This is a genomic window from Vibrio sp. 10N, assembly GCF_036245475.1.
In the GTDB taxonomy this organism is placed as follows: Bacteria; Pseudomonadota; Gammaproteobacteria; order Enterobacterales; family Vibrionaceae; genus Vibrio.
This window is the reverse complement of sequence record NZ_BTPM01000001.1, coordinates 2,836,569-2,854,178: the sequence shown is the minus strand read 5'-3', so window position 1 is coordinate 2,854,178 and position 17,610 is coordinate 2,836,569. Positions and strand designations below refer to the sequence as shown.

Genomic DNA, 17,610 nt, shown 5'->3' with positions numbered 1-17,610 from the left:
ATCAAAGCGTTTGCTGATACTCAACGAGGATCTGCTCACACCAGCTGGCAATACGCTCATCGCTAAGCTCGTATTGAGAGTCTTCATCCAGTGCCAAGCCGACAAACTGGCTGCCATCTTCAGTCAGTGCTTTCGATGCTTCAAACTCATAGCCCTGGTTGTCCCAGTAGCCAATGAACTTGGCGCCAGTCGGCTTGAGTTCATCGTGAAGCATTCCCATTGCATCCAGATACCATTCGCCATAGCCTTCTTGATCGCCTAAGCCGAACAATGCGACGACTTTGTCGTTGAGTGACACGCCACCGATTTGATCCCATATCGCGCCCCAGTCTTCTTGGAGTTCACCGAAATCCCAGGTCGAAATCCCTAAGATAAGCAGATCATAGCTGCTCATCTGGCTAATAGGTGTGTCTTTTACGTTAAATATGTCGACGATATCAGGACCGATGATGTCGCGAATTTTCTCTGCAGCCATCTCGGTATAGCAGGTGGACGAGCCGTAAAATAAACCTATTTTCATAACTTCACTGTGTCATGGTTGTGATGAATGGCCAAGATTCTACTCTGAATTTGCCCATCTTTGCAGCGCTTATTGTTCTGCTTGCTGTTTTTTATGGCATTCTGGTTTTTTCTCGCTTACTCTGTTGAAAGTACTGTATAAACATCCAAGAGGTGGTCGTGAGCGACGTCAATATCCAAGATCAGGGCTTAGTGGAACAATTTCTCGATTCCATGTGGATGGAGCGAGGGTTGTCAGAAAACACCTTGGCGTCTTATCGAAATGATCTGGTGAAGTTGTTGAAATGGATGCATGAGCATAATTACAAATTGGACTTCATCAGTTTGTCGGGTTTGCAGGAGTACCAAACCTGGTTAACCGATCAAAACTATCAGCAAAGCTCACGCGCGAGAATGCTTTCTGCAATACGCAGACTGTTTCAATACTTGCACCGAGAAAAGCTACGATCGGACGATCCGACGGCTTTATTGGTGAGCCCCAAGCTGCCTAAGCGATTACCAAAAGATTTGACTGAAGACCAAGTGATGGCGCTTCTCGATGCGCCCGATCCTAACGACCCTATAGAGCTGCGCGACAAAGCGATGCTTGAGCTGCTTTACGCCACAGGTCTTCGTGTTACAGAGCTTGTGAGCCTGACGATGGAAAACATCAGTCTAAGACAGGGCGTGGTACGTGTTGTAGGTAAAGGTAACAAAGAGCGTTTGGTACCTATGGGTGAGAACGCCATTGATTGGATTGCTGAATTTATTGATAAAGGTCGCCCGCAGCTGCTTGGTGAGAAAACCTCGGATGTGGTGTTTCCAAGCAAACGTGCTAAGCAGATGACCCGACAAACCTTTTGGCACCGTATTAAGTTCTATGCCGTATTGGCCGATATCGACACAGAGTTACTGTCGCCCCACGTACTAAGGCACGCTTTTGCGACGCATCTATTGAACTATGGTGCCGATCTGCGTGTCGTACAGATGTTGCTGGGGCATAGTGACTTATCTACGACACAAATTTATACTCATGTAGCAACAGAACGATTGAAGAACATTCATAGCCAGCATCATCCAAGGGCTTAATTTAACGTTTTCTATACAAAGGTGATTTCAATGAGCGTATTACGCCGCTTAACTCTACTTTCTCTGCCATTTTTCGTTACGGCTTGTGGCGCTGAAGAGTCTCAACCAAGCCAAACAACACCCGCGCCCGTTGTAGAAACGGCGGCGGTGAGTTCAACAGCAGATGAAGCGGCCATTCGTGAACGATTTGCCAAAATTGGCATTGAGGTATCTGAAGTGGTGCCTTCTGATATTGCTGGTTTGATGGAAGTTCGCACACCAGGCGGCATCTTATTTGCGTCACCATCAGGCGACCATTTTATTGCTGGTACCTTGTATTCGATTGATGCCGACGGTAATTACAAAGACGTGATTGCTGAGCGTCAAGCGCCGATCAACGCAGAAAAAGTCGCTGCGTTTGCTGACAGTGTGATTGAGTACAAAGCAAAAGATGAAAAGTATGTGGTGACCGTGTTTACCGATATTACTTGTGGCTACTGTGTGAGACTGCACAGCCAGATGCAAGAGTACAATGATTTAGGCATTACCGTGCGCTACTTAGCTTATCCTCGACAAGGCGCTACCGGCTCTGTTGCGGAACAGATGGCGAAGATCTGGTGTTCTGACAACCCTGCGACGGCGATGCATGATGCCAAAGTTAATCGCAAAGAGGCGGTGTTTGATGGTGACTTGACACAGTGCCAAGAGACGATCGAAAAACACTACAATCTTGGGCGAGAGCTGGGTATCAGTGGTACGCCGGCGATTTTCTTGCCAAATGGCGAAATGGTAGGTGGCTACTTACCTCCAGCTGATCTTCTAAAGCGTCTAGAACAAATTAAATAACGATTAGGATAGGGGCCGTTGAAGGCCCCATTGCATTTTATGATAGAAATCCAACGCCGCCCTGACGTCGACATCTCGATACTTCCAGACTCCATTCCTGCTTTGCTACGCCGTTTATACATAAGCCGCGGCGTGAGTGATGTCGCTCAATTGGAAAAAGCCGCAAAAGGGCTGCATTCATACCAACAATTAGCGGGTATTGATGCCGCTGTTGAGCTGCTGTTTGAGGCGATTGAGCAGCAAAAGCGCATTATCGTTGTCGGTGACTTTGATGCCGATGGCGCCACGAGCTCTGCGCTCTCTGTGCTGGCTCTGCGTATGCTAGGCAGCCGCAATGTCGACTATCTGGTGCCCAACCGTTTTGAAGATGGTTATGGCCTAAGCCCTGAGGTGGTCGATCAAGCTATTGAGATTGGCGCGGAAGTCATCATGACCGTCGACAATGGCGTTTCTTCGATTTCCGGGGTGCAGTACGCCAAAGACAATAACATCAAGGTGCTGGTCACTGATCATCACTTACCGGGTGCAGAGCTGCCGAATGTGGATGCCATGGTCAATCCCAACCTCAATGAGTGTGGTTTTCCATCGAAAGCACTGGCAGGCGTTGGCGTTGCGTTCTATCTGATGATGGCGCTTTGCGTTTATATGAGAAAGCGTAACTGGTTCGCTGAGCAAGGCATGGCTGAGCCAAAACTGATGGAGCTGATTGATTTGGTGGCGCTCGGTACTGTTGCCGATGTGGTGCCTTTGGATGAGAACAACCGCATTTTGGTGCACCAAGGTCTGCAGCGCATTCGCGCGGGCAAAGCCAGACCTGGCATTCAGGCGTTGATTGAAATTGCCAAGCGAGACGCTAGAAAGTTGGTAGCATCCGATTTTGGCTTTGCCCTTGGTCCGCGAATTAACGCGGCGGGTCGTTTGGATGACATGTCGTTTGGTGTTGAGCTGTTGATGTCGGATAACATCCATGCTGCGCGCCGTATGGCCAGTGAACTTGATGGACTAAACCAGACGCGCAAAGACATCGAAGAAGGCATGAAGCAAGAAGCGTTGGCATTTTGTGAGCGCCTGCAAATTAGTGATAAATCAGCACTGCCTTATGGTCTTGCCCTGTTCCAGCGTGACTGGCATCAAGGTGTGATTGGCATTTTGGCCTCGCGCATTAAAGACAAATTTCATCGTCCGGTGATCGCGTTTGCCGATGGTGGCGAAGGAACGATCAAAGGTTCGTGTCGCTCTATCCAAGGTCTGCACATGCGCGATGCCTTAGACCGAATTGATACCCAGAACTCTGGACTGATTTTGAAGTTCGGTGGTCACGCCATGGCAGCTGGCCTCACTATCATGGAAAAAGACTTCGAGCGCTTTAGTAAGTTGTTTGATGAGGTGGTACGTGAAGAGCTAGGTGATACCGCGCTGAAAGGCATTATCTTGTCCGATGGTGAGCTGACACCGGAAGAGTTTTCCATGCACACCGCAGAGCAAATTCGTGCTGGTGGTCCATGGGGACAGGCGTTTCCAGATCCGGTATTTGATGGTGAGTTTAAAGTATTACATCAAAAACTGGTGGGTGAAAAACACCTTAAGATGATGGTAGAGCCTATGCATAAAGGGTTTGGCACCAATATTATGCTGGATGCGATCGCCTTTAATGTGGATCTGCGCCGCTGGCCGGATGCGTCAGTGAAAACCGTCACTTTGGCTTACAAACTGGATATCAACGAGTTTCGTGGAAACCAGTCATTGCAACTGATGGTCGACCATATTGAGCCTCGTTAGGGGCTTAATATTTCCGTCAAGGAAAATCGATATTTTCCTGTATCTTCGTCACATTTTTGAGTAGAATTCTGCGGTTAAATTCTACTCATAAATGCTGAGCAAATATGTTTGAAATCAATCCTATTAAAAACCGCCTACAGGATGTGTCTGAACGCACAAATATCCTGAGGGGGTATCTTTGACTATGACGCTAAGAAAGAGCGTCTAGAAGAAGTCAACGCAGAACTTGAACAACCGGATGTATGGAACGAGCCTGAGCGTGCGCAAGCACTAGGTAAAGAACGTGCCTCACTGGAAGCGGTTGTTGAAACCATCGACCTCCTTGACCAAGGTGTAGAAGACGTAGACGGTCTTCTAGAGCTGGCGGTTGAAGAAGAAGATCAAGAAACTTTCGATGAAATTGAACCAGAACTTGCTGAACTGGAAGCCAAGCTAGAAACGCTTGAGTTCCGTCGTATGTTCGCTGGTGACCACGATGCGTCAGATTGCTACATCGACTTGCAATCTGGCTCTGGTGGTACGGAAGCGCAAGACTGGACCAACATGATGCTACGTATGTATCTTCGTTGGGCAGAAGCGAAAGGCTTCAAGACTGAAATCATCGAAGTATCAGAAGGTGAAGTTGCTGGCCTTAAAGGCGCAACTGTGAAGGTATCGGGCGAGTATGCTTATGGCTGGTTACGCACAGAAACGGGTGTTCACCGCCTAGTTCGTAAGTCACCATTTGACTCAAGCGGCCGTCGTCACACTTCATTTGCGTCTGCGTTTGTGTATCCAGAGATTGATGACAACATTGATATTGAGATCAACCCTTCAGATCTTCGTATCGACGTTTACCGTGCTTCTGGTGCGGGTGGTCAGCACGTTAACACCACGGAATCGGCGGTTCGTATTACTCACGTTCCAACTAACATCGTGGTTCAGTGCCAGAACGATCGTTCTCAGCATAAAAACAAAGACCAAGCGATGAAACAGCTACGTGCAAAACTGTTCGAGCATGAACTGCAAAAACAAAACGCAGAGAAGCAAGCGAACGAAGATGCTAAATCTGACATCGGTTGGGGCAGCCAAATTCGCTCTTACGTACTTGATGATTCACGCATTAAAGACTTGCGTACTGGCATTGAAAACCGCAACACTCAAGCGGTTCTTGATGGCGACTTGGACAAATTTATCGAAGCTAGCCTAAAATCAGGCCTGTAAGCTTTTCACCACTTTTAAAACAGGATACATCGAAAAATGACTGATGCTGTTCAAAACGAAAACGCACAAGAAGAGAATAAGTTGATCGCTGAGCGTCGTAGCAAGCTGGATCATATCCGTAAAAGCTGCAAAGCGAACGGCCACCCAAATGATTTCCGTCGTGAGCACCTAGCGGGCGACCTTCAAGCGGAATTTGGTGAGAAGACAAAAGAAGAGCTAGAAGAGCTAAACCACGTAGTGGCAATCGCAGGCCGTGTTATGGCTAAACGTGGTCCATTCCTAGCGATTCAAGAAACGTCTGGTCGTATCCAAGCATACGCAGCAAAAGATGTTCAAAAAGAGCTAAAAGAGAAATACCAAGGCCTTGATATCGGTGACATCATCGGTGTGAAAGGTGCACTGCACAAGTCTGGTAAAGGCGATCTTTACGTGAACATGGAAGAGTACGAGTTGCTAACGAAAGCACTTCGTCCACTACCAGAGAAGTTCCACGGTCTAACTGACCAAGAGATGCGTTACCGTCAGCGTTACGTTGACCTAATCGTTAACGAAGACTCTCGTCACGCGTTCATCATTCGCTCTAAGCTAGTATCGGCAATCCGTAACTTCATGAGCTCAAAAGGCTACCTAGAAGTTGAAACGCCAATGATGCACGTGATCCCTGGCGGTGCGACTGCACGTCCATTTATCACGCACCACAACGCGTTAGATATCGACATGTACCTACGTGTTGCACCAGAGCTTTACCTAAAACGTCTAGTGGTTGGTGGCTTTGATCGCGTATTCGAGATCAACCGTAACTTCCGTAACGAAGGCCTATCACCACGTCACAACCCAGAATTCACGATGATGGAATTCTACCAAGCGTACGCTGACTACAAAGATCTGATGGATCTAACGGAAGAGATGCTGAGCACGGTAGCGATGGATGTTCTAGGTTCAACGTCTATGCCTTACGGTGACGAAACCGTTGAGTTTGGTGGTACTTACGCTCGCATGAGCATGTTTGAAGCGATCAAGCACTACAACCCAGACCACGCGGAAATCCAAGCGCTAACAGAAGAAGACCTAACCAACCGTGACAAGATGGTAGCGATTGCTAAATCGGTACACGTTGAGGTTGAGACGTTCTGGACATGTGGTCAGCTTCTTGAAGAGATCTTCGGTGAGACGGCTGAACCACAACTAATCCAGCCAACGTTTATCACTGGCTACCCAGCAGATATCTCTCCACTGGCGCGTCGTAGCGATGACAACCCATTCTTCACTGACCGCTTTGAGTTCTTCATCGGTGGTCGTGAAGTCGCGAACGGTTTCTCTGAGCTTAACGATGCAGAAGACCAAGACGCGCGCTTTAAAGCACAGGTTGATGCGAAAGATGCGGGTGATGACGAAGCGATGTACTACGATGCAGACTACATCACTGCTCTAGAGCACGGTCTACCGCCAACAGCAGGTCAAGGTATTGGTATCGACCGTCTAGCGATGCTATTTACTAACACGCACACAATCCGTGATGTAATCCTATTCCCAGCGATGCGTCCGCAGCAGTAATTTCATTGCTAAGATAATGATTTTCGACAAAGCCTCTCTTCGGAGAGGCTTTTTTCATGCCAAATTTCCTAGATTGTTTATAGAAAAGTCACAAATCGTGCACTAGTCTTAAATGTGAGACACCTCTATAGGTTTCAAACGCGATAGTCGTCTTTGATAGATAGCGCCACATGCATAGAATGGAGCTATTGAATCTAAAAACAATAATAGGAATGATGTAATGGGAACCGAATTTCGGATGGATTCAATCCCCGGCTCTTTAGTCGTTGTGGGTGGGGTTTATGAGCCTTGGCTGTCTGTTCTGGAGCAGGCGGGGTGGCGCTGCACGCAGTGTTCCGATCTGCGCAAAGCCGATGCACTTTTTTCTGAGATAGGGCCGTGTATCGGCATTGTCGATCTCACGCGAGATGATTTTAGCCTCAACGGCATCGCGAAACTTGTTAGCACGCACAAGCAAGTGCGTTGGATCGCTTTCATTCGTGAATCACAACTTAGTTCAGATACGATTTGCCAGTTTATCGTTAACTTCTGTATCGATTTTTTCACCACGCCAATTCCTGACTCAAGATTAATGAGCACCATCGGCCACCAACTTGGCATGCTTAAGCTTGAGCAAAAAGTTTGGCCACACAGCGGTAATGATAATGACTTAGGTATTGTTGGACAGTCTCTGCCCATTAGGCGGTTGCGCGATCAAATACGTCGCATTGGTCCAACGGACGTGAGTATTATGATCCATGGTGAGGTTGGCGCGGGCAAAGAGTCGGTTGCTAAAGCGATTCATCGTTGTTCTGCTCGCTCGCAAAAGCCGTTTATTGCGGTTAATTGCCGAGCATTTTCAGATGCGCGTTTTGAGAATGAATTTTTTGGCATGCATGACGCTTCGCAAAGTTCTCTGCTCGATCAAGCCTCAGGTGGCACCATTGTTCTCAATGATATTTTTACTCTGCCGCCTAAACAGCAACTCAATTTATTGAAGTTCTACCAAGACGGACAAATTGAAACCGCCAAAGGCATTAAGGAATTTGATGTGCGTATTTTGGCGGCGGACTCCTCTGATATTGAAAAAGCCCTCGGGGATGGCACCTTCAATGAGGAGCTATTTCATTGCATTAATGTACTGAGGATTAATGTTCCAAGCCTAAAAGAGCGTGCTACCGATATCGCGTTGTTGGTGACGCACTACATTAACCAGTTTGCGAAAGAATTTAACTCACCAGTCAAGTCCATTGATGATGATGCGATTAAATCACTGACGTATTACCACTGGCCAGGCAATGTAAAAGAGTTAATAAACCAAGTGAAGCGCGCGGTATTAATGACCGAAGAGGAAGTCTTGGTGAAGAAACACTTCGAATTGCCAGGAACCTTCTCTGGGAAGCGCAGCTTGAAGAGTATTCGGGAGCGCTCAGAGCGTGACGCGCTGATTTTAGTGCTGGATAGTCATAATGGTCAGGTAACACAAGCGGCGAAAGAGCTGGGTATTTCACGAGCGACCATGTATCGCTTGTTGAATAAACATAATCTGATTACCGAAGAGACGATGTAGGGTAATTTATTGTTTACTATTCAAAAGGTGCTTCGGCGCCTTTTTTGTTTGTATTAGTGCTCACTGGCAATTTTTCATCAATATTGCAGTTAAGTTTGATGCAGCTCGCACTAAGTGGTTTCGAAATAATATCGGGTTGTAATTTGTTTGCTTGAAATTATTCACCGGGCTTTTGTTTTCGTTTGGAAAAATACTCGGCAAAAAAACAACTGTGATCGCCGTCACCAGAGCATTAATTTGTTTTTCACTTTTTTGTAAATGTTTTGTTGATTTAATAAACGAACTGCATAAGAATTAACCGTGAGCGAAACGCTCATTCACCCAAATTTCAGGATTAATAAGTCAGTATGGAGGCACAGAAAATGATAAATCGTATTTCTTTTATCAACGCTTGTGCTGTTCGCCGTACTGATGCTGATCATATGTGTGATCGATTTTCGACCGTAACCGCGGCCGATAAACCGGTAGCAACTTCAGCACAAGCTTAATTAATCCGTAACCTTATGAGGCTGCGGAAATAGCAGTCACATAAGAGTCATATATCCTCCTAGACCGCTATTTCTCTCCTCTGTATTTAATCATCTGGAGATTACTATGCGTACTTCTGTTTACCTAACTATCGCAACTTGGCTAATTAAAGCAGACATTCATAAAGAAGAGCGTGAGTGGAAAAGACGCTACCGTCGTAGCGCGTATCAACTACCACTGCACAGTGAACACTTACTAAGAGACATTGGTTTAGATAAAGACGGTCGTCCTCTTGGTCGTGTTGCTGCTCCTCAAGTTGTCGCCAAACGCAAAGCTCGTCATCTACGTCGAGAGTTGCAGTCGCGATTGGCTACGTAACTCAAGGCGGGTAGCAGCACTACCCGCCGTCAAACATAGAGTGCTGATGATGTGTCGTCGACATGTTCTCAGTCAGACTAGCAATCATGACAAATCATGATTTATTAGGGGCAAGGGTTTGAATACCTTGCCCCAATTATTTGTAGCTCTTCCATAAGCTCGGTGGACAAGTTGACGTCAATACTGTCGATATTGCTCTTTAACTGCGCAAGATTGGTGGCGCCAATAATGTTCGATGCTACAAACGGACGTTGATTCACAAACGCTAGCGCCATTTGAGCAGGGTCTAAACCATGTTTCTGTGCCAGCTCGACATAAGCCTGCGTAGCTTCAATACCCTGTGGAGTAAAGTAGCGAACAAAACGTTCGAACAAACTACAACGTGCACCTTCTGGCTTTTGCCCATTTAAGTATTTACCACTCAAGCAACCAAATGCCAGCGGGGAATAAGCGAGCAGTTCAACGCCTTCGTGATGACTAATTTCTGATAAGCCGACTTCAAAGCTGCGATTAAGCAGGTTATAAGGATTCTGAATCGAGACGATTCTTGGTAAGTCATGCTTTTCTGCCAGCTTGAGTAGTGTCATGACGCCCCATGGCGTCTCGTTTGATACGCCGATGTAACGGATTTTACCGGCCTTAATCAACTCATTGAGCGCCTCGAGCGTCTCAATTAAGGTGACTTCTTCATTCCCATCGGGATAGGGGTAGTTAAGTTGACCAAAACAGTTGGTGTGGCGCTGAGGCCAATGCAGTTGATAGAGATCGATATAGTCGGTTTTCAGTCGCGCGAGACTATCATCGATGGCTTGGTGGATATTACGACGATCTAGGCTCATGTTGTCACGAATGTACGGCACGTTGCGCGGTCCTGCGACCTTGGTTGCGACAATGACTTTTTGCCTTTTATCGGAATGTGATAGCCAGTCACCAATATAAGATTCTGTTAGACCTTGAGTTTTTGCTTTAGGAGGAACTGGGTACATTTCGGCGGTATCGATGAAATTAATCCCGCGTTCTACAGCATAATCCAGTTGGTCAAAGGCTTCCTGCTTGTTGTTTTGCTCACCGAAGGTCATGGTTCCCAGACAGATTTTACTGACTTCGAGTGAAGAGTGTGGGAGCTTGTGGTATTTCATTGAGCCATCCTTGCTTATTGTTATTTGATTCCACTATACCCCGTTTGTATAAAAGATCTGCTTATTTTATGCGCAACTAATCACTCGTTGACTACACTGATAGTGACAAGTCACGCATTATCCACATAAGCAGAGGAGGTGGACTATGCAAAAACATCAGCTCGATCGTTGGCTCCATGGGTATCATAAAGAGAGCTATAAGCCACCCAAGGTGTTCGTGATCGGTTGTGCTGATATTTCACACTATTTACTTGCAGTGGAATACAAGCATAAACTCGAACCCATTAAACAAGATGACGAACCGATTCACTACGAGTCACTGGATTCGGTGAAGGAGGCCCTTACCCGGTTGGGAGTAGAAAAGGCCTACTTGCGGCTGCACAACGCCTATGATGAATGTGGTAGCGCCGAGATGAATCGTTATTGCGATATCGAACTTAACCTACATTAATGTGTCGCTGCATGCTGGTGCTAGAACACAAGTCACCAGCGAGCATCACGCGAAATAGGTTTCAAGGATATAGCCAGTAAAACTGGCTCTGAGGTAAAAACCTCGGGGCAGAGTTTTTATTGGCTGACCTTTTGTGCCGTAAGCTTCGGTTTTAGCACGGCTGTTGGCAGCCTTGGGCCTGATTTGTAGCACTTCACCGCTTCTGGCGGTGATTTGATTGACGTCACCTAAAGCTATCAAATCCATCAACTCTTCCCAGTCATTCTTCAATTGTGTCTCTTCCTGTTGTGAGGGACTCCAAATCAGGGGTGAGCCAACACGTCTCTCTGCTACAGGGATCTCGCGTTCACCTTCTACAGGTAGCCACAGTACTCGTGAAAGTTTGTTTCTGATGTGACTGGTTTCCCAAGTTAAACCTGTTATCCCGGTTAGTGGGGCGACACATACAAAGGTCGACTCAAGCGGTTTACCATTGTAGCCAATAGGGATGCTTTTGAGTTCAACACCGAGCTCGGGAAAATCTTGCACAGGTCGACTGCCCGCTGTTGCACCAAGGTGCCACTCCAGCAACTGTCCAACCCATCCCTTGTCGCGCTTGAGATTGTCAGGAACTCGCATGTTCGCTTGTTTGGCAAGTTCACCAAAGGTCATGCCAGCAATCTGACGAGCGCGCTCTAACAGTTCAGATTCGGATTTAGGGGCTGTGTTCATGGCAGTTTGATGTCGTTTCTAAAAATAACCAGCGCTAGTTTATCATGAGAACCTACCAGTGCCCTGTACAAAAAAGGATCACTTCGATTGAATGTTGATCTATTAAATAGTTATCCACAGGCGGGGTGCGCGATTGCGACTAAAATCGGATGCATGGATAAATAATCAGTATGTTTATGGCGACAAACTGCTTGAAATATAGAGGTTTGTATGAAAGTTGGCTTTTCCAATGTGGATAAGCTTGGGTGTGGTGGATCTTTGACCGATCTGAGTGTTTGTACATTAGGGTAGGGGCTTTATCAGAATGGATTTGGATTTTTGTTTTTTAAGTTGTTGTTTTTGCTATTTTTTGGTGTTTGGTTTTATTTGGCCAAAATTGGTTTTGGATAAGTTTTGATGTGGTTTTTCCCAGAGATCAACGATTCTTCACACGGTTATTCACAGAAAAGGTGAATAAATGTGGCCTAGGTCTCATTGTGGTGTTGATAAGTGGAGGGTTGATTGAATCTTATCCAGTGGGCAACAAAGAAGTGGTAATTGTTCAAATTTACACATCCATAAGTTTGCTCAAGTTGGGGATATGTGGAAAAATCAAGGTAATGAAAATTTAATTGAGGTTGGCCAGTGATAGATGGCGATGGTTACCGACTGAATGTTGGTATTGTAATCTGTAACAACCATGGTCAGGTCTTCTGGGCTAAACGATACGGACAACACTCATGGCAGTTCCCTCAGGGCGGTATTGACGAAGGTGAATCCCCTGAAGAAGCCATGTATCGAGAACTGTATGAAGAAGTGGGATTGACGAAAAACGATGTTAAAGTCGTTGCGGTCAGTCGCCACTGGTTAAGATATAAGTTACCTAAGCGTCTGGTGCGCTGGGATTCGAAGCCGGTCTGTATTGGGCAAAAACAGAAATGGTTTTTACTGCGCTTGGACTGTGATGAGTCCAAAATCAATATGCAGCGTGGTAATACCCCTGAGTTTGATGGTTGGCGTTGGGTAAGCTACTGGTACCCAGTTAGACAAGTGGTTTCGTTCAAGCGTGATGTCTACCGCCGTGCGATGAAAGAGTTCGCTTCGCTGGCGATGCCGTTCAAGGAACGAAAATTTAAAGGCAAAAGAAAGCATCGAAGAGGGTAAGTATGCTATCGCAACTAAGGGATATAGTTGAGCACGTCTCAAAAGTAGAAGACGTGCATGCAGCCCTCGAGATGTTAGTGCAGCAAACGTGTTCAGCAATGAACACCGAGTGCTGCACCATTTATCTCGCCAACGACGATAAGCAGCGCCTAGAGTTAATGGCCACTCAGGGTCTTACTTTCCAAGGTGATACCATTCACATAGGCTTCGATGAAGGTTTGGTAGGCTTGGTCAAACGTACTGCTGAGCCTATTAACTTAGCCGAGGCCGCTAAACACCCCGCATTTAAGTTTTTCCCAGAACTGGGTGAAGACGTTTACCATTCTTTTCTTGGTACCCCCATTATTCATCGCAAGCAAGTGCTTGGTGTGCTGGTGGTACAGCAAAAAAATTCTCGCCAATTCAGCGAAATGGAAGAGTCTTTTTTGGTCACCTTAGCGGCTCAGATCGCGGTGTTGATTGCACATGCAATTGCGCAAGGGCATGGCTTTTTTGATGACAATGCCGCGCCCGTCATTAAGGGCATAGGGGCTTCTTCTGGTGTCGCGATAGGACCTATCTGGTGGGACAACACCCAGCCAGATCTGAGTGATGTATTCCCAGCGTCCACTCTTGATGTGGCGCGTGAGCAAGAGATGCTCTCGGTTGCGATTGAGCATGCGCTGGCGGACTTTAAACGCATGCGCAAAAAGCTCGATTTAGAGCTAAATAAAGATGCGCTGGCGATATTTGATCTGTTTACTCACTTGCTCAACGATCCGATGCTGAGAAACGACCTCAAAGCTCAGATCCAAAAAGGGGACAAAGCAGATTGGGCATTACGCCAAGTCGTCGAAAGCTACGCCAACCGCTTTGCAAAAATGTCCGATGTGTATTTACGCGAGCGGGCGCAAGACATTAAGGAGCTTGGTCAGCGACTGCTTTTCTTCCTCCATGACACTGAGTACCCGATTCACGAGTTTAATGAGCCTGTGATTTTAGTGGTTCGAGAGCTGACGGCTTCGATTTTAGCGTCTATTCCGAAAGAGCAATTGCTTGCTGTGGTATCGCTGGAAGGCGCGGCTAACTCGCATGCGGCAATTTTGTCCAGAGCCATGGGCATTCCCGCGGTCATGGGGGTGAATACCAATCCGGAGCTCCTCAGTGGTAAGCTCGGCATTGTTGATGGCTATAGCGGTGAAATCTTCCCAGATCCTAGCCAAGAGCTGCTAGTTGAATACCGAGAGCTGGTCAGCGAGGAGTCGGAACTGTCACAAATGGTGGAGTCGACGGCTGATCTCGAGGCCGCCACTAAAGATGGTCAGCGTATCCAAGTGATGCTCAATGCCGGTCTTAGTGCTGATACTAGTATCTCTATCAATAAAAACGTTGATGGCGTCGGCTTATACCGCACCGAAATTTCATTCTTATTGCAGCAGCAGTTTCCATCGGAAGAAGAGCAGCTTCATCAATATCGATCAGTGCTGAGTGCTTACTCGAATAAGCGAGTCGTCATGCGCACATTGGATATTGGTGGTGATAAAGCGTTGCCGTATTTGCCTATCGATGAGGACAACCCATTTTTGGGTTGGCGGGGGATCCGTTTTACCCTCGATCATCCTGATATCTTTTTGATTCAGCTTCGCGCGATGTTACGTGCCAGTATTGGCATCGATAATCTGAGCATTTTGCTGCCAATGGTCTCTTCGGTGCAAGAGTTTGATGATGCGGCAATTTTGATTGAACAAGCCTATCAGGAAGTGCATGAGGCTCATCCAGAGGTGAAAAGACCGCAAATCGGTGTGATGATTGAAGTCCCATCGATGCTGTATATTTTGCCATTCATGGCAGAAAGAGTTGATTTCGTCTCGGTGGGCACTAATGACTTAACGCAATACTTATTGGCGGTTGATCGCAATAATGCACAAGTGGCTGACATATATGAGACGCTGCATCCATCGGTGCTTGCGGCAATGAAACACATTTTTGCGACTTGCCAAGCCTATGACTTACCGGTGTGTATCTGTGGCGAGTTAGCAGGTGACCCGATTGGCGCGCTTCTACTCGTTGGCTTAGGTTACGATACCTTGAGTATGAACACCTCCAACGTAGCAAAAGTGAAGTACTTGCTTGCGCAGAGTTCACTCGATGAGCTTAAGCAACTTGCTGACAAAGCGCTGATGCAACCCTACGGAAAAATCATCTACAATCAAATGCGCGATTTCTTTGAGGCCAAAGGTCTTGCAGGCTTTATCCGTGCAGGTAAATTTTAACTCTTATATTTTGGTCTTGTTGTGAATTACGAATTGATATTGCTGTTGCTACTGCTTGGTGCTGTGGTAGGAACTATGTCGGGCTTGCTGGGGATTGGCGGCGGTCTGATTGTTGTACCTGCGCTGGCGTTTTTGCTACCTAAGTTTGGTATTGGCAGTGAGCTTGTCATGCATATCGCGCTGGCGACCTCTCTTGCTTCGATCATTATTACCTCCGGCTCATCGGCGATAAATCACCTTAAGCTAGGTAATGTTGATTTGTTTGTGATTAAGTGGCTGATGCCGGGCGTGGTCATCGGCGGGTTTGCGGGCTCTTACATCGCAGAGTGGATTCCATCGCACTACCTACCAAAGGTGTTTGCTTTTATCGTTTTGATGTTAGCGATTCAAATGTTCTTATCGATCAAATCTCAATCAGTACGGAATCTGCCATCTCCTTTTGTCACCACGTGTTGCGGTGCGGGAATTGGCATGGTGTCGAGTCTTGCGGGCATCGGTGGTGGCTCTATGTCGGTGCCATTTTTGAGTAAACATGGCGTTGAAATGCGCCGCGCGGTGGGCTCTTCTTCCGTTTGTGGTTGTGTGATTGCACTGGCAGGCATGTTAGGCTTTGTGTTTCATGGCGCAAAGGTTGAAGGGTTGCCCGAGTTCAGTATCGGTTATGTTTACCTACCTGCTTTGTTTGCGATTGCCGCCACTTCAATGGTGACGACGCGATTTGGTGCCAAATTGGCGACGACGATGCCAACACCGAAACTTAAAAAGATTTTTGCAGTCTTTCTATTGTTCGTGGCATTTTCTATGATGTTTTAGCCCCATTATTTAATAACTTTAAGTGAGCGTTTTATGTCTCAGGGATATATCCAGTTTCCAAATATTGACCCTGTTCTGTTTGAGTTAGGTCCTCTGTCTGTTCGTTGGTACGGTTTGATGTACTTGATCGGTTTTGCCTTTGCCCTGTGGCTTGCCAATCGCCGCGCAGACAAGTCAGGTTCAGGTTGGACACGTGAGCAAGTATCGGATCTTCTGTTTGCTGGCTTTCTTGGGGTAGTCATCGGTGGTCGTGTTGGTTACGTATTGTTTTACGGGTTTGAAGAGCTGCTACAAGATCCGTTGTACCTATTCAAGGTATGGACTGGCGGCATGTCGTTCCATGGTGGCTTGCTGGGTGTTATCACAGCGATGTTCTGGTACGCACGTAAAAACGGTCGCACTTTTTTCAATGTTGCAGACTTCATAGCGCCACTGGTGCCGTTTGGTTTGGGCATGGGGCGTCTTGGTAACTTCATGAATAGCGAGCTTTGGGGACGCGTGACGGATGTACCATGGGCGATCATCTTCCCGAACGGCGGTCCGCTGCCGCGCCACCCATCTCAGCTGTATGAGTTTGCGTTAGAAGGTGTGGTGCTATTCCTTATTTTGAACTGGTTTATCCGCAAACCACGCCCTGAAGGTTCAGTCTCTGGCCTGTTCTTGCTTGGTTATGGAACCTTTAGATTTATGGTAGAGTACGTTCGCGAGCCGGATGCACATCTTGGTTTGTTTGGTGGATTTATCTCAATGGGCCAAATCCTCTCATTGCCAATGGTGATCATTGGCGGCTTGATGGTTGCGTGGGCTTATAAAGTGAACGGCGCAACTACACCAAAAGTATCGAAGTAATAGGAATTGTCGTGAAGCAGTATTTAGACTTATGTCAGCGAATCGTTGACGAGGGTGTTTGGGTTGAGAACGAGCGCACTGGTAAACGTTGTTTAACCGTGGTTAATGCCGATCTCACTTACGATGTTGCTGGCAATGCCTTTCCATTGGTCACTACTCGCAAAAGCTTTTGGAAAGCGGCCGTGGCAGAGCTACTTGGCTACATCCGCGGCTATGATAATGCAGAAGATTTTCGCAAGTTGGGCACCAAAACATGGGATGCTAACGCTAATCTTAATGAAGCGTGGTTAAACAACCCATATCGTAAAGGCGAAGACGATATGGGACGTGTCTATGGTGTTCAAGGTCGCGCATGGGCGAAGCCGGATGGTGGTCATATTGATCAGTTGCGCAAGATTGTCGATGATCTTTCTAAAGGCGTCGATGACCGTGGCGAAATTCTCAACTTCTATAACCCAGGTGAGTTCCACATGGGGTGCCTACGTCCTTGCATGTACAGCCACCACTTTTCACTGCTGGGCGATACGTTATACCTAAACAGCACGCAGCGCTCTTGTGACGTGCCGCTGGGGCTTAACTTCAATATGGTTCAGGTGTACGTGTTCTTAGCCATCATGGCGCAAATTACGGGCAAGAAGCCGGGTCAGGCTTATCACAAGATTGTGAATGCGCATATTTATGAAGACCAGCTTGAGCTGATGCGTGATGTGCAGCTTAAACGTGAGCCTTTGGCGGCGCCAGAGTTCCGCATTAATCCAAACATCAAGTCACTAGAAGATCTGGAAACTTGGGTGACGCTGGATGATTTTGAAGTGATCGGTTACGAGAGCCACGAAGCTATTCGTTATCCTTTCTCTGTATAACGCTTTCTTTCGATAAGATAACTAAAACGCCGAGCGCTCTGCTCGG

Annotated in this window: 17 protein-coding genes; 14 read left to right on the top strand and 3 right to left on the bottom strand. The window is 46.9% G+C overall.

Annotated elements, in window-relative coordinates:
- Position 1: 1 nt before the first annotated feature.
- On the bottom strand, positions 2–520 hold the full coding sequence (gene fldB / locus AAA946_RS13295) for a flavodoxin FldB (protein WP_338165277.1): 519 nt from the start codon (positions 518–520) through the stop codon (positions 2–4).
- 152 nt (positions 521–672) lie between these two features.
- On the opposite strand from fldB, the gene xerD reads away from it, so the two are divergent.
- From xerD to AAA946_RS13255, 8 genes are all read left to right on the top strand, one after another.
- The gene (gene xerD / locus AAA946_RS13290) at positions 673–1,587 is read left to right on the top strand and encodes a site-specific tyrosine recombinase XerD (RefSeq protein ID WP_445206080.1); all 915 of its coding nucleotides are present in this window, start codon (positions 673–675) and stop codon (positions 1,585–1,587) included.
- 30 nt (positions 1,588–1,617) lie between these two features.
- Positions 1,618–2,412 (top strand): bifunctional protein-disulfide isomerase/oxidoreductase DsbC, encoded by a 795-nt coding sequence (gene dsbC, locus AAA946_RS13285; protein WP_338165276.1) that lies wholly within the window; start codon positions 1,618–1,620, stop codon positions 2,410–2,412.
- Positions 2,413–2,451: 39 nt separating this feature from the next.
- Positions 2,452–4,191: a single-stranded-DNA-specific exonuclease RecJ gene (recJ, locus tag AAA946_RS13280; RefSeq protein WP_338165275.1), complete on the top strand. Its 1,740-nt coding sequence runs from the start codon at positions 2,452–2,454 to the stop codon at positions 4,189–4,191.
- A 104-nt stretch (positions 4,192–4,295) separates the two neighbouring features.
- Positions 4,296–5,394 (top strand): peptide chain release factor 2 gene (gene prfB, locus AAA946_RS13275; protein WP_112459573.1). Its coding sequence is split into 2 segments (ribosomal slippage): positions 4,296–4,370 and positions 4,372–5,394, totalling 1,098 coding nucleotides; the frame shifts between segments, so codons are not numbered across the junction.
- A gap of 36 nt (positions 5,395–5,430) precedes the next feature.
- Entirely contained in the window at positions 5,431–6,948 is a 1,518-nt protein-coding gene (gene lysS / locus AAA946_RS13270) for a lysine--tRNA ligase (protein WP_222301850.1), read from the top strand.
- Positions 6,949–7,168: 220 nt separating this feature from the next.
- Positions 7,169–8,497: a sigma-54-dependent transcriptional regulator gene (locus AAA946_RS13265; protein WP_338165274.1), complete on the top strand. Its 1,329-nt coding sequence runs from the start codon at positions 7,169–7,171 to the stop codon at positions 8,495–8,497.
- Between the two features lie 362 nt (positions 8,498–8,859).
- Positions 8,860–8,985 carry a hypothetical protein gene (locus AAA946_RS13260; protein WP_338165273.1) on the top strand — a complete coding sequence of 42 codons (126 nt, stop codon included), beginning with the start codon at positions 8,860–8,862 and terminating at the stop codon, positions 8,983–8,985.
- Positions 8,986–9,091: 106 nt separating this feature from the next.
- The gene (locus AAA946_RS13255) at positions 9,092–9,343 is read left to right on the top strand and encodes a DUF1127 domain-containing protein (protein ID WP_338165272.1); all 252 of its coding nucleotides are present in this window, start codon (positions 9,092–9,094) and stop codon (positions 9,341–9,343) included.
- Positions 9,344–9,447: 104 nt separating this feature from the next.
- Here AAA946_RS13255 and AAA946_RS13250 read toward each other — a convergent pair whose 3' ends face one another.
- Positions 9,448–10,482 (bottom strand): NADP(H)-dependent aldo-keto reductase, encoded by a 1,035-nt coding sequence (locus AAA946_RS13250; RefSeq protein WP_338165271.1) that lies wholly within the window; start codon positions 10,480–10,482, stop codon positions 9,448–9,450.
- Positions 10,483–10,627: 145 nt separating this feature from the next.
- Between AAA946_RS13250 and AAA946_RS13245 the strand changes: the two genes are divergently transcribed.
- Positions 10,628–10,933, top strand: a complete 306-nt coding sequence (locus AAA946_RS13245; RefSeq protein ID WP_338165270.1) for a DUF6482 family protein — start codon at positions 10,628–10,630, stop codon at positions 10,931–10,933.
- A gap of 45 nt (positions 10,934–10,978) precedes the next feature.
- On the opposite strand, the gene mutH is transcribed toward AAA946_RS13245, so the two are convergent.
- Positions 10,979–11,644, bottom strand: coding sequence for a DNA mismatch repair endonuclease MutH (mutH, locus tag AAA946_RS13240; protein WP_338165269.1), 666 nt, complete (start codon positions 11,642–11,644; stop codon positions 10,979–10,981).
- A gap of 624 nt (positions 11,645–12,268) precedes the next feature.
- On the opposite strand from mutH, the gene rppH reads away from it, so the two are divergent.
- From rppH to AAA946_RS13215, 5 genes are read left to right on the top strand one after another with little or no spacing between them, the layout of a single operon-like run.
- Positions 12,269–12,787, top strand: coding sequence for an RNA pyrophosphohydrolase (gene rppH / locus AAA946_RS13235; protein ID WP_042473544.1), 519 nt, complete (start codon positions 12,269–12,271; stop codon positions 12,785–12,787).
- A 2-nt stretch (positions 12,788–12,789) separates the two neighbouring features.
- On the top strand, positions 12,790–15,039 hold the full coding sequence (gene ptsP, locus AAA946_RS13230) for a phosphoenolpyruvate--protein phosphotransferase (protein ID WP_338165268.1): 2,250 nt from the start codon (positions 12,790–12,792) through the stop codon (positions 15,037–15,039).
- Positions 15,040–15,060: 21 nt separating this feature from the next.
- A complete protein-coding gene (locus AAA946_RS13225) occupies positions 15,061–15,852 on the top strand; it encodes a sulfite exporter TauE/SafE family protein (protein ID WP_338165267.1) in 792 nt (263 codons plus the stop codon).
- A 33-nt stretch (positions 15,853–15,885) separates the two neighbouring features.
- Complete coding sequence (gene lgt, locus AAA946_RS13220) at positions 15,886–16,701, top strand: prolipoprotein diacylglyceryl transferase (protein WP_338165266.1); 816 nt, start codon at positions 15,886–15,888, stop codon at positions 16,699–16,701.
- An 11-nt stretch (positions 16,702–16,712) separates the two neighbouring features.
- The gene (locus AAA946_RS13215; protein ID WP_338165265.1) at positions 16,713–17,564 is read left to right on the top strand and encodes a thymidylate synthase; all 852 of its coding nucleotides are present in this window, start codon (positions 16,713–16,715) and stop codon (positions 17,562–17,564) included.
- Positions 17,565–17,610: the final 46 nt, after the last annotated feature.

Coding starts and splice junctions, on each gene's coding strand:
- mutH (WP_338165269.1), bottom strand. CDS start 11,644: ATGAACACAGCCCCTAAATCCGAATCTGAACTGTTAGAGCGCGCTCGT.
- AAA946_RS13265 (WP_338165274.1), top strand. CDS start 7,169: ATGGGAACCGAATTTCGGATGGATTCAATCCCCGGCTCTTTAGTCGTT.
- lysS (WP_222301850.1), top strand. CDS start 5,431: ATGACTGATGCTGTTCAAAACGAAAACGCACAAGAAGAGAATAAGTTG.
- dsbC (WP_338165276.1), top strand. CDS start 1,618: ATGAGCGTATTACGCCGCTTAACTCTACTTTCTCTGCCATTTTTCGTT.
- lgt (WP_338165266.1), top strand. CDS start 15,886: ATGTCTCAGGGATATATCCAGTTTCCAAATATTGACCCTGTTCTGTTT.
- AAA946_RS13245 (WP_338165270.1), top strand. CDS start 10,628: ATGCAAAAACATCAGCTCGATCGTTGGCTCCATGGGTATCATAAAGAG.
- AAA946_RS13255 (WP_338165272.1), top strand. CDS start 9,092: ATGCGTACTTCTGTTTACCTAACTATCGCAACTTGGCTAATTAAAGCA.
- AAA946_RS13250 (WP_338165271.1), bottom strand. CDS start 10,482: ATGAAATACCACAAGCTCCCACACTCTTCACTCGAAGTCAGTAAAATC.
- recJ (WP_338165275.1), top strand. CDS start 2,452: ATGATAGAAATCCAACGCCGCCCTGACGTCGACATCTCGATACTTCCA.
- ptsP (WP_338165268.1), top strand. CDS start 12,790: ATGCTATCGCAACTAAGGGATATAGTTGAGCACGTCTCAAAAGTAGAA.
- AAA946_RS13260 (WP_338165273.1), top strand. CDS start 8,860: ATGATAAATCGTATTTCTTTTATCAACGCTTGTGCTGTTCGCCGTACT.
- fldB (WP_338165277.1), bottom strand. CDS start 520: ATGAAAATAGGTTTATTTTACGGCTCGTCCACCTGCTATACCGAGATG.